Below are 12,356 nucleotides of genomic sequence, written 5' to 3'. Positions count from 1 at the left end.
GAAAGCAAATCAATTAAAGATTATCACCTTGAGCACGTAATAATTCACCTAAAGCTGGTTGAGTCTTAGGGTCAATTTCATACTTTTTAGCAAACTCATCAACAGCATCTTGACCATATAATTTAGCATCCATTGGCATGAAAGCAGTCGCAATTGGATCGACTTGTCTAATTACAGCATTAACAACGATTGGTTTCTTGTTGCCATTAGCTTGCAATTCTTTAATTTTGCCAAAAACCTCGTCAGCTTCTTTGATTGAACTAACTGTGAAGCCAATGCCACCAAGTCCCTCAGCAACTTTAGCCCAGTCAGCTCCAGTCAAATCGACACCATACAAGTGTTGTTTAGAAGCAACTTGCTCATAGTAGATGAAGCCAAGTCTTTCATTTGAAAGAACCACGTTGATAACCGGCAATCCATATCTAGCTTCAGTAATCAAATCAGGAGCGACCATTGAAAAGCCGCCATCACCTGACAAAGTCCAAGCTTGAGCATCAGGAACACTCAATGCACCAGCCAATCCAGCAGGTAGACCAAAGCCCATTGTGGCAAATAATCCTGACAAAGCAAAACGTTGGTTGTGATTCATTGGCAATCCACGCACACCAAATTCCGTGACATTACCCGTATCGACACCATAAGTATCGTTAGGACCAGCCATTTCAGCCATTTTCTTAGTGATTGTTTCAGGATTCAAACCTTTACTGTCATCGGTAGCTAGACTATCAAGCCACTTGTCCCAGTTAGCTTTGTTTTCTTGGTTAGCTTTCAACCAAACACCAGCTGGCAAAGTCTCCTTTGTATCAATCAAACCTTGCAAATAACTCTTAGCATCAGCAATCACTGCATAGTCAACATCAACTGTTTTACCAATATCATAAGAATTATTATTTACGTCAATGATTTTGACACCTTCTGGCCAAAATCTAGCAAATGGAAATTCTGAACCAATGAACAAAATTAAATCAGTGTGCTGCAAAGCTTCAAATCCAGACTTAGTACCCAAACGTCCAAAAGTTCCAATAAAGTTAGGATGGTCGCTGCTGATAACACCAGTAGCAGGAACAGTTGTCATAACAGGCACATTGAATTGCTCAGAAAACTTTGTCAAAACATCTTTTGCGCCTAACAAACCACGTCCGGCATAAACTAACGGATGCTTAGCTTCCTTCAACATCTTCAAAGTGTTTTGAATATCTTCTGGATTGATTGTTTGTGTATACGTTTGTTTAACAGTTTTCGGAGTCTTGCTTGGAACGTAGTCAATCTCGGCACTCGTCAAATTTTCTGGCAAGATAACTACAGCAACACCATTTTGACGATAGGCTTCACGGATGGCTTGATTAATAACATAAGGAATCTGTTCAGCAGTTGTTACCGTCCGATTGAAAACAGCAACATCCTCAAACATTGGTCCTTCATCCATTTCTTGGAAATAGTTAGTATTCATATTCTCTTGAGGCACTTGACCAACTAAAGCCAAAACTGGTACGTGATCCATCTTGGCATCATACAAGCCATTGAACAAATGAGTAGCACCAGGTCCAGCTGAACCAAAGGTTACACCGATTTTACCAGTAAATTTAGCATCAGCTGAAGCGGCAATCGCGCCAACTTCTTCGTGACGTACTTGAATATATTTAATTTTATCTTTTTCTAAATAAAGACCTTCAACCGTATGGTTAATTGAACCACCGGGAACACCATAAATGTGATCAACATCCCAGTCCTCAAGTACCTTAACTAAAGCTTGTCCAGCAATCATTTTTGTCATTTTTTCCACTTTCCCTCTACAAAGTTTCGATAAAAAATTTTATTACTTTATATACTGCTTGCAAACGTTATCATCGAACATTTTTACGGAAAAATCAAATAATTAATCTTGTTCATAATTTAATTAGTTATCAAATAATTTAACACGATTAATCTTTATTATGATTTTGTCTCCAGGCCCGAGAACATTCACTTGCTATGCGGACCGGTCCGAGCCTGAGAAACGGTCTCGAACCTCGGTTTGGAGCCTTACCAAAGACCGGTAAGTCTCCAAACACGCCCGGTGGTGTAATGGCTGAAGCCATAACGCCACACCCACAGCGGGTGAATATTCTCAGACCCTCCGTATATTTTTTATATCTTTATAAATATTTTTGAACTATATACGATTACCAGTAAACAACTCACAAGAACAAAAAAACAAGGCTTTCGCCCTGTTCCATTTTCATTAACTATTAAAAAATCGTGATACGACTAAGAAAACTATTCCACCTACAATTACCCCGATTCCAATGATCAGGTAATTCCACAATCCTAAAACTCCTAGTAAAATCAGGATTATTCCGATGATTGGATGATGTAATAAAGCAATCCCCGTTTTGATAAATAACCAAATAATCACGAGAATAGCCGCTCCAATAGCGATTAACAGTGGTGCTGAACTATTAGAATTGGCTGCCATTAATGTGAGCATTTTCAGCCTCCTTTTTAGTAACCCAAATTATAACATTTAATTATTCTGCAGGTATATTTATTTGTACGATTAAATATATTTTAAAAGTTTATGTAAATGTCTGTATTTCTTATGAAAATAATATTACAATCAAGGCTTAAGAATAGATAAGGGGGGGTTCTTATCATTCTGGTTTCAAAGGAGTTTGTATTTTGATATTCAAAGAAAATAGTCACAGAAAGTGGCTCACCATTATTTATGTGGTCGCATTCTTTCTGTTAGAAATACTGATTGTTACCAACAGTCCTTTCATTGGTGGTATCGATCATGCCGCCCAAAGTCTCTTTAGTGCCATAACTTCACCGTTCAACACAAAGATATTTTCGGTTGTTACCTTTCTTGGCAGTCCACTCATGGATGTGATTTATTTAATCATCATGATGTTTTTGCTCTACCGGATAGGTCGAAAGGATTCAAGTTTCTGGGTTGGCTTTGTCTTAATCGGTGGAAATATTATTTCTTACTTGATTAAAATAACTGTGAAAAGAACTCGACCAACTGGCAAAATCATCCCTGCCTCAGGTTTCAGTTTTCCCAGTGGACATGTTTTTGGAACTATGTTAGTTATCATGACATTAATATTTTTAGTTCTACCAATGATCAAAACTTTATCGAATAGGCATACTATCAACGTATTATTAATCATCTGGTTAGTCGTTGTTGCAGTTTCTCGAGTATACTTACGTGGACACTTCCTCAGTGATACTGTCGGCAGCATGTTATTAGCCGGTGCTTGGTGGGAATGTTCAATCATGTTATATCTGAAGTATTATGATTCAATTGGTAATTTCTTAAAACTAAATAACTCAGATCAATAAAAAAAAGACAATCAGCTTAATAGTTGATTGTCTTTTTTCACATTTATTTACTAATAATGTCCTTAATTGCTACAAGTAACTCAGTAATATCCTTGTCGTAAACTTCCCCAATGTTACCAATTCTAAAAGTTGGTACTTGAGAAATTTTACCTGGATAAATTACAAAGCCGTCATGTTTCAATTGGTGATAAAACTCATTGAAATCAAAGTCGTCATTTGGATAAATGAATGAAGTGATGATTGGAGATTGATACTTTTCATCAATCAAAACTTTGAATCCGAGTTCTTCCATACCAGTAGCTAAATGCTTCTGATTACTTTCATAGCGCTTGTGTCTAGCAACTACACCACCCTCTTCTTTTAGCTCTTGTAGAGCTTCATAAAAGGCGTGAACTACATGTGTAGGTGAAGTGAATCTCCACTTACCATGATTCCGTTCCATTTCAGCATATTGATCAAACAAATCAAGTGACAATGTTCTTGATAGGCCTCGTGTCGCTTCAAGGACTTGCTTTCTGGCAATTACGAATGAAAAGCCAGGAACACCTTGGATACATTTGTTTGAACTACTAATTAAATAGTCGATTTTTTCTTCTTTAACATTGATGGGAACACCACCAAAGCTACTCATTGCATCAACGATAGTAACAATTCCGTGTGCATTGACGTAAGGAATAATATCTTCAACAGGATTTAAAATACCAGTAGTTGTCTCACAATGGATCATGGCAAAATGTGAAATATCAGGATATTTATCAAGATATTCTGTTACCTTTTCCAATGTGATTGGTTCTCTTTCATCAACTACCAAATCAACGTGATCAATACCATAAATATCAGCCATTTCACTAATTCGTTTACCGTAAGCACCGTTGATAGCAATCATCAATTTATCGTCATCAGAAATTACTGAACTAATTACTGATTCCACTCCATAAGTACCACTACCTTGAATAGGAACCGCAGTATATTCATCTGCACTAACTTGTGCTACATCCAATAATGATTGACGAAATGATTGAGTAATTTCTTTATAATCATCGTCCCAAGTACAATAGTCAAAGTCCATTGCGGCTTTCACTGATTCACTAGTTGTTAAAGGACCTGGAGTTAAGAGTAAGTATTTTTCTACCATTTTTTATCCATCGATTCATTTAAGTATTCAATAATTTGAACTAAGTCATAGATGCTATCAATTACAAAATCAGTATTAACTGATTCAAAACTACGTTTAACTTCATTACGTTTAGTTATTTGTTCTTCAGTATTCAATTCATCAAATTCGACCTGTGATAATCCCATCAAACTGCTACCTTCAACTATCCCAACGGTCTTAACATTAGCATTTTGACCTTCTTCAATATCAACCAAAGTATCTCCTACTTTGATAATCTTAGCAGGATCATCGATATCGAATTTTTTCATAATGAATTGAATCATTGCTGGTGCTGGACGACCTAGTCCATTTACATCCTCTGATGTAATGACCAAGTCCGGAGTATAGCCCGCTTCTGCAGCCTTGTCCTGAACAATTTTCATCATCTCTGCAGTATAGCCAGTAGTTGTCGCAACTTTTATTCCGTATTCTTTAAGGTAGTTAAAAGTCTTTAATACCCCGGATTTTAATTCAGTAGATTCTTTCAAATAACGAAGTAGCGCTTCTTGAAAATCTGCATAGATTTTCTCACGGTCGTCATTATTAGGTTCTTTTGAATACTTTTGTTGCCATTGTTGTTTAACATCATCAAGTTCTAAGATCTTGCCAATATGGTCCCATTTAGCCATTCCCATATCTTGGCGAATATCTTCATCACTCAATTCAATACCGGCATCTTTGAACGCCTTTTTAAATGCGATAACTGGAGCCAAACTACCGTAATCAACGGTTGTTCCGGCCCAATCAAAAATTACTGCTTCAATCATAAAATTCTCTCCCTACACTTAACGGTTCAGATAGAACTGTCTAATCTTAACCGCAATAAACTCAAGTACAAATGTTACAAAAATAACTAAGTAAACGATGAAACCTGTCTCGTGAAAATCAAAACTCATTCCACTAGCAACGAATAATTGATAACCAATTCCACCCGCACCTGCGGCGGCACCAACGGCAATCGCATTAGCAAAGTTGATTTCTAGACGGATGAATGTCCAAGAAACAAAGGAAGCTACGATTGTTGGCCAAATTGCTTGAAATACGATAACCCAGAATTTTGCCCCGGTAACCTTTAAGGATTCAATTGTTGATTTATCAATTCCTTCAATACTTTCAGAATAGGCTTTTGTTAAATAAGCAATACTATGAAAACTCAACCCCAAGATAGCGGCAGTACTTCCTAAACCGCAGACAATTGAGAAGATCAAAGCCCAAATAATTGTGGGAATTGCTCGAACAATTGCCATTACGACACGGATTCCTGCTCCTAAGTACGCATTTGTTAGATTCTTTGAAGCTAAAACAGCAAACAAGAATCCAAATACTGCACCGATAATAGTAGTTAATATTGAAAGCATTACACTACTTGCCAAAGCTTGAAGCAGCAATGGCACCCCGTCGGTACCTGCATTAGGTTGTAAGAACATTTGATCCAATGTCATGGCTAATTCTTTAAAAGCAACATTGACTTTAACACCTGCAGTATCCAAGTGAGTCAACGTGTACCCTGTAATCAGAACCAAGCCAATGAAAACTGTAAAAATCATTGTTCTTGAGAGAGACCATTCATGCAATTTAATTTGAGGAGATCTTGGAGTCTTGGGCTTTTGAACAATGTTCTCTTCACTATTTATCACAAGATCACCCTCCTAATTTGATTTGAAATAGTCTCTAAAGCAATTACTACAATAATAATTGCCAATACGGTCATACCAGCAGCAGCAAAGCGGAAACTCTTATAGTAAATATCGAAAATGAATCCAATACCAGTACCAGTCAAAATACCGACCAGCGTAGCATCACGAACATTATTTTCAATCATATAAAGAATCCAGCTGAGAATACTTGGTAAGATTTGTGGTAGAACAGCTTGGAAAATAACTTGGAAGTAACTGGCACCAGTGGCTTTTAAAGCCAACATAGTTTCACTAGCTTCATCCTCAATAATTTCCATAAAAGCACGGATCAAGTAGCCAACAGACATCAATAGCAAGGCTAAAAATCCTGTAAAGTCACTTTGCTTAAATGAAAAGAGCAAAATCATTGACCACGCAACCAATGGAATATTTCTAAAGAAAGAAGCAATCCCACGAACGATTGTCTGGACAAATCCATTAACCCCGGTCACTTTCGAGCCCAATAGAGCTACGAATATTGCAATAATGGCGGCTACTACAGTTGATGAGATAGCCAATAATACTGTTTGAAGTAGTTTTTGCCAAATCTTTGGCAAATACGTCATTGAATCTGCTGTCGGTCTGAAGTTAACTCCCAACCAGGCAAACGCCTTAGGTACAGCTAGAAATCCGTTTAAACTATTAAAATCTAATGCCCAACTACCGAATACATAGATACCACCAATAATGGCGATAACCGCTGTCTGATGCCAACCTTTGTGTGCTAAATACTTTTTAGGAGATTGCATCATTCAAGCTCCTCTGTAATGTCTTGATCATAAAGTGTCCGTAAAATATCTTCTGACAATAAATCTGCACTCTCATCGAAAACTAACTTACCTTTTCTAATTCCGATAATTTGGTCAGCATATTTTTTGGCCATGTTGATTTGGTGAAGATTGGCAATACAGATTAGGTTGTATTCTTCGGTTAAGTCTTTTAATAGTTCCATGACGTTTTGTGCAGAAGCTGGATCCAACGAAGCGATTGGCTCATCACATAGGATGACCTTTGGGTGTTGAATCAAAGAGCGGGCAATTCCGACACGTTGCTTTTGACCACCACTCAATTCTGAACATCTCTTTAAAGCAAAGTTTTCCAAGCCAACTTTCTTTAAAAGTGACATTGCTTCTTCTTTTTCTTCTTGAGTATATCGTCCAAAAACACCGGCTAGTGTTGATTTATACCCTAGTCGACCGTGCAAGACGTTTTCAATTACAGTTAAACGTTCTACCAAATTGTAGTTTTGGAAAACCATTCCAATTTGACGACGAAATTTACGTAATTCTGTCTTGTTAGCGGTACGGATGTCATTTCCATCTAATAGAATCTGACCATCGTCATCTTTGATCAACTGGTTCAAACTTCTTAAAATAGTCGTTTTCCCAGCGCCAGAAGGTCCAATAATAGCTACGAATGTACCTGGCTTGATATTAAATGAAATGTCAGTCAAAGCGGGTCTATCTTTCTCGTAACTCTTCTGTAATTTTTTTACCTCTAACATAGCTACCTCTTATTTACCAATTAGTTCGTGAGTTGGTTTGTACCAATCATCAGTAACTTTTAGAAGAGTCATCTTGTCGCTCTTCTTTTGCCATAATGTTGGTGTCTTACCTTTACCATCTGAGAATAGGTTTTTGTTGTTTGTGATATCTTTTGATGTAAAGTGCTTTGCAATTGCATCTGTATCTTTCTTGCTTAGAGCTTTTGTATTAACTACGAAAGGTCCGTTTTGAACTGGTAGAACTGAGATATTAACTAATTCCTTACCCTTAAATTCTGAGAATGGAGCATCAGCATCATCTTTAACCTTGAATGTTGAACCAACCTTGTCATAACTACCTTCGGAAACTTTTAGGAATGGTGTCAAATCAATATCATCAAAGGCAGCAACGTCAACGTCACCCTTCAATAAGTTGATTGCTGAACCTGGGTGAGTACTACCATAAAGAACTTTATCGAAGAATTTGCCACCTTCTGAAAGGTCATCCTTATTCTTCAACTTGAAGTGCTTTTGAATTTCATCTGTTGGAACGGCGAAACCTGATGTTGAACTTGTTGAAACGAATGAAGCTTTTTGACCCTTAATCTTGTCGATATCGTACTTGCCGTCTTTCTTGTATTGATCGGCTTTATCTTTGTTAACCATTAGGTATGAACGGTAACTAGCACCCTTTGTAGTACCATCTGGACCTGATTGAAGAAGTAATGGTTCAACCTTGCTGTTTTGTGCGTGAGCTTGGATATAACCATCAGCACCCATGAAGGCCAATTGTGCCTTACCTGATGAAATAGCTTCGATAGCTACGTTGTAATCTGTTGTTGTTTGAATGTTGATTTTCTTACCTGTTGCCTTGTGTAATTCTTCTTGCAAGGCTTTACGTGAAGCAGTAAAGTTCTTTGCTGATTCGTTTGGATAGAAGACCATAGTAATTTCTTTACTATCTGCACTTCCTGCTTTTCCCGCAGCTGAACTCTTTGATGAGCAACCTGCTAAAACCCCTGTAAGTAGCAAGAATACCCCTAGAAAAGCGGTTAATAATCGCCCTTTTTTCATAAATAACTCCCAACTTTCTCTATCTATTTTTTTTGAACATCTTTAGATTAACAAAGCTATGTAAAGTATCAGTTAACTTTCTGTAAAATAATTAACTGGAATCTTTACACGTTTTATACACTTTATATACATTTAAGTAAGCTATAATGGAATTGAAAATAAATAGGAGGTAGGTTTATGGCTACAAATATTCCTTATATCGAATTAGCAAATGGCGTCATGATTCCCCAAGTTGGTTTGGGAGTCTTCAGAATGGATGACGAACAAGTTTTAAATAGTGTTAAATGGGCTATCGAGAGTGGTTACAGACACATCGATACTGCTAGTTTCTATGACAACGAAGAAGCTGTCGGCAAGGCTATTAAAGAATCAGGTATTGATCGTAAATATCTATTCATCACAACTAAAGTTTGGAACAACATTCGTGGTTACGATGAAACAATTGCTCAATTCAATAATTCACTACAAAAATTAGGTTTAGATTACTTAGACCTTTACTTAATTCACTGGCCTGCTGCTGGATTTGAAGAAAACTGGCGTGCAATGGAAGATCTTTATAAAGCTGGTAAGATTCGTGCTATTGGTGTTTCAAACTTCAAAGCTCACCACATCGAACAATTGATGAAAACTGCTACGATTGCACCAATGGTCGACCAAATTGAAACACATCCTTATCTACAAGAGACTGACCTTCACGAATATCTTCAAGAAAAACACATTGCTCACGAATCATGGAGTCCACTTGGCGCTGGTTTGAACAAGGTTGTGGATAATCCTGTTATTAAAGAGCTTGCTGAAAAATACAGTAAGTCACCTGCTCAAATCATCTTACGTTGGCACATTCAACGTGGTGAAATTGTCATCCCTAAGTCAACTCATGAAAGTCGTATCAAAGAAAATATCGATTTGTTCGATTATCACTTTGATTTAACAGCTGACGAAATGGCTAAAATTGCTACATTGGACAGTGACCAACGTGTTGGTGCTGATCCTGATGACAAAGAATTTTTGGAAAAATCAACTACTTATACAAATCAAAATAATGCCAAATAAAAAATTCCAAGTTAGGATATTAATCCTAGCTTGGAATTTTTTTATGCTGACATCTTTTTCAAATGTTGCTCCATCGATTCACGATAAATTCGTTTAATAGTTTTTTCATAATCATCATTATTAACTCCAAAGACGATCTTCAAATCACTGCCTTCTTGGAAAACAAACCGAACATGAATTAAACTATTATCCAAATAATTCATAATTTTACCTGCAATGGCTGGTCTTCTACTCAACTGCAGAGAAACCGCCGCTACCAAGGCAATATTTTGATTAACTTCAACGGAATCAACACCACAAGTGTGCTTCAACTTTGTAATTAAAGCTGGCAAATGTGTGGCTATTTCGCCGTGCTGACATAAGAAACTGAAGCCATCATTTCCAGATGGAACAGAACTAATTGTTAAATTGAACTTTTGGAAGACTGACAAAACTTTTTGTAAAACTTCCAAATGTTTATTCAACTGATATTTGCGAATAGTAATAACTGTACAGTCCTTGCGTCCAGCAATACCAGTTACAATATGGTCATCTTTCTTATCTTCATCAGCACTGACAACCATTGTTCCACCAGCTTCAGGACGATTTGTATTCAACACAGCTGTGGGAATCTTTTTCTCACGTACCGGACGGACAGCTTCTTCTTGAAAGACGCCAATACCCATATATGATAATTCTTGTAATTCATCATAAGTCAAACTGTCGATTTTTTGTGAATGAGCAACAATTCTAGGATCAGCCATCAAAATTCCGGAGACATCTGTCCAATTTTCATACAATTCGGCATCGACTAAATTTGCCAAAATTGAACCAGAGATATCGCTACCGCCACGAGGCATTAAGTGAACTGAACCATCAATATTGGCACCATAAAATCCGGGCACTACTAATTGTGAATGGATGTTTAATACCTTTAACAATCGTTGTTGTGATTGATCATAATCAATGGCGTCATTTGCAAAAATCAAAATATCTTTAGCATCAACAAAATAATATCCTAAATATGCAGCCATCAATTTAGCAGTTAAATATTCACCTCGAGATATCAAATAATCGTGTGAACAATTAGCCAAATTATTAGCAATATTAGCTAGATCAGCTTCAATATTAACATTCAAATTGAGGTCGTCTCGGATACCAATAATCCGTGAACTGATAGCTTGAAATATCGGTTCTGAATCTTCATCAGCAACTAATTTTCGTTCCAAATTTAGCAACATGTCAGTTACCTTGATTGGTTCAGCAGCACTCTTACCGGCCGCACTAACGACAACGATTTGACGCTTAGCATCACTGTCAACAATCCGTTTTACTTTTTTAAACTGTCCAGCATCTGCCACCGAACTACCACCAAATTTTGCGACTTTCATTATGCGACAGCCCCCTGACTAGGCAGACTGACCATAAAGGCCGTTGCATCTTTTTGTAGAACTTTCTTCATTAAACGGTGCATTTCGCCAACTGGAATTTGATGAACAGCTAGATAGGCACCTTCCATTGTTGGTTGAAAATCTCCGAATAGTTCACTGACATCTGCATTGCTACGAACTAGATAATCACCTTTAGTCAATTCGGGGCAATATTCCATCTTCTTATTGAAGTCACGTTTCAAATGGCTCTTAGATTCTTTGATATCCAAAACATCTTGAACAACGGCATTAGCTGTTGGAAACATCCCTGCCCCTTGTCCAAAGAAATCAAGTTTACCAATAGTGTCGCCATTCAATGAAATCAAATTGTAGTTATCAGGTGTATTAGCTTCCAAAGTCCGATCAAGGAATAAAGCTGGTTCTACAACGTAGTCGAATTTGTTGCCTTTTTGATGTGTGCGACCAATCAATTTAACGGCTAAACCTTTAGCTTGAAAATACTTCACATCAGCACAAGTAATGTTGCGAATTCCAAACACGGGTAAATCTTGGTGATCGTGAATATCGATATCATAAGCAATATCAGCACTGATGCAAAGCTTATTTGCTACATCAATACCATCGATATCAGCGCTTGGATCAGCTTCTGCATAACCAAGTTGTTGAGCTTTTTTCAAAACATCAATGAATGATTCACCATTGCGACTCATTTGGTCGAGAATAAAGTTACTTGTTCCATTGAAGATACCGGAAATTGAATTAACATTGTCGATACGCAGCGCCTTTTCCAACCCCTGAATCCAAGGAATACCGCCACCAACCGAGGCTTCAAAATAAAATTTAACATTATGTTTATCAGCTGCTTCAGTAAATTCTTTGAGATATTTGGCAATCACGGCTTTATTAGCTGTAATCACATGTTTACCATGGTTCAACGCTGCCAAAATATATTCGTGAGCTGGCTCAATTCCACCAATTGCTTCTACTATAATGTCTGTTTGAGGATCATTTAAAATTTCATTCATGTCGTCAGTCATTTCTGGCATCAAACGAGCTTTATTTTTTCTAATTAAGATGTGACTCACAGAGAGGTCTTGCGTTTGTACATTGGCCTTCTTAATTATTTTGTACACGCCTTTTCCTACTGTTCCAAATCCTAAAATTGCAATTTTCATAGGTTTAACCTCCTGCTTCTTTGTTTTATTGTGTTCATTAATAAT

Annotated in this window: 12 protein-coding genes; 2 read left to right on the top strand and 10 right to left on the bottom strand. The window is 37.2% G+C overall.

The genetic code is table 11. The features are described from left to right. Nucleotides 1-13 precede the first annotated feature (13 nt). Together AAA923_RS10200 and AAA923_RS10195 are read right to left on the bottom strand one after the other, a co-directional pair. A complete protein-coding gene (locus AAA923_RS10200; RefSeq protein WP_338216854.1) occupies nt 14-1,774 on the bottom strand; it encodes a thiamine pyrophosphate-binding protein in 1,761 nt (586 codons plus the stop codon). A 447-nt stretch (nt 1,775-2,221) separates the two neighbouring features. Then, nucleotides 2,222-2,467, bottom strand: a complete 246-nt coding sequence (locus tag AAA923_RS10195) for a hypothetical protein (protein ID WP_338216853.1) — start codon at nt 2,465-2,467, stop codon at nt 2,222-2,224. A 191-nt stretch (nt 2,468-2,658) separates the two neighbouring features. On the opposite strand from AAA923_RS10195, the gene AAA923_RS10190 reads away from it, so the two are divergent. Beyond that, on the top strand, nt 2,659-3,324 hold the full coding sequence (locus tag AAA923_RS10190) for a phosphatase PAP2 family protein (protein ID WP_338216851.1): 666 nt from the start codon (nt 2,659-2,661) through the stop codon (nt 3,322-3,324). Nucleotides 3,325-3,367: 43 nt separating this feature from the next. Here AAA923_RS10190 and phnW read toward each other — a convergent pair whose 3' ends face one another. The 6 genes from phnW to AAA923_RS10160 are packed head-to-tail and all read right to left on the bottom strand — an operon-like array spanning nt 3,368 to nt 8,713. After that, a complete protein-coding gene (gene phnW, locus AAA923_RS10185) occupies nt 3,368-4,459 on the bottom strand; it encodes a 2-aminoethylphosphonate--pyruvate transaminase (protein WP_338216849.1) in 1,092 nt (363 codons plus the stop codon). Then, the gene (phnX, locus tag AAA923_RS10180) at nt 4,453-5,247 is read right to left on the bottom strand and encodes a phosphonoacetaldehyde hydrolase (RefSeq protein ID WP_338216847.1); all 795 of its coding nucleotides are present in this window, start codon (nt 5,245-5,247) and stop codon (nt 4,453-4,455) included. Before phnX ends, phnW begins: the two co-directional genes overlap by 7 nt. An 18-nt stretch (nt 5,248-5,265) precedes the next feature. Next, entirely contained in the window at nt 5,266-6,117 is an 852-nt protein-coding gene (locus tag AAA923_RS10175) for a PhnE/PtxC family ABC transporter permease (protein ID WP_338216845.1), read from the bottom strand. Further along, the gene (locus AAA923_RS10170) at nt 6,114-6,905 is read right to left on the bottom strand and encodes a phosphate/phosphonate ABC transporter permease (protein ID WP_041498881.1); all 792 of its coding nucleotides are present in this window, start codon (nt 6,903-6,905) and stop codon (nt 6,114-6,116) included. Before AAA923_RS10170 ends, AAA923_RS10175 begins: the two co-directional genes overlap by 4 nt. Continuing rightward, the gene (gene phnC, locus AAA923_RS10165) at nt 6,905-7,660 is read right to left on the bottom strand and encodes a phosphonate ABC transporter ATP-binding protein (protein ID WP_338216840.1); all 756 of its coding nucleotides are present in this window, start codon (nt 7,658-7,660) and stop codon (nt 6,905-6,907) included. The genes AAA923_RS10170 and phnC overlap by 1 nt, the downstream gene beginning before the upstream one ends. Nucleotides 7,661-7,669: 9 nt before the next feature. Next, on the bottom strand, nt 7,670-8,713 hold the full coding sequence (locus AAA923_RS10160) for a phosphate/phosphite/phosphonate ABC transporter substrate-binding protein (RefSeq protein ID WP_338216839.1): 1,044 nt from the start codon (nt 8,711-8,713) through the stop codon (nt 7,670-7,672). Between the two features lie 177 nt (nt 8,714-8,890). On the opposite strand from AAA923_RS10160, the gene AAA923_RS10155 reads away from it, so the two are divergent. Then, nucleotides 8,891-9,766, top strand: a complete 876-nt coding sequence (locus AAA923_RS10155; protein WP_338216837.1) for an aldo/keto reductase — start codon at nt 8,891-8,893, stop codon at nt 9,764-9,766. Between the two features lie 41 nt (nt 9,767-9,807). Here the strand turns inward: AAA923_RS10155 and AAA923_RS10150 are convergent, their stop codons facing one another. Beyond that, the gene (locus AAA923_RS10150) at nt 9,808-11,136 is read right to left on the bottom strand and encodes an aspartate kinase (protein WP_338216835.1); all 1,329 of its coding nucleotides are present in this window, start codon (nt 11,134-11,136) and stop codon (nt 9,808-9,810) included. Next, the gene (locus tag AAA923_RS10145) at nt 11,136-12,311 is read right to left on the bottom strand and encodes a homoserine dehydrogenase (protein WP_338216833.1); all 1,176 of its coding nucleotides are present in this window, start codon (nt 12,309-12,311) and stop codon (nt 11,136-11,138) included. Before AAA923_RS10145 ends, AAA923_RS10150 begins: the two co-directional genes overlap by 1 nt. Nucleotides 12,312-12,356 lie beyond the last annotated feature (45 nt).

It is taken from the genome of Companilactobacillus muriivasis (genome assembly GCF_036246245.1).
GTDB lineage: Bacteria > Bacillota > Bacilli > Lactobacillales > Lactobacillaceae > Companilactobacillus > Companilactobacillus muriivasis.
The sequence above is the reverse complement of the archived record's forward strand: the minus strand, read 5'-3'. Positions and strand labels throughout refer to the sequence as shown.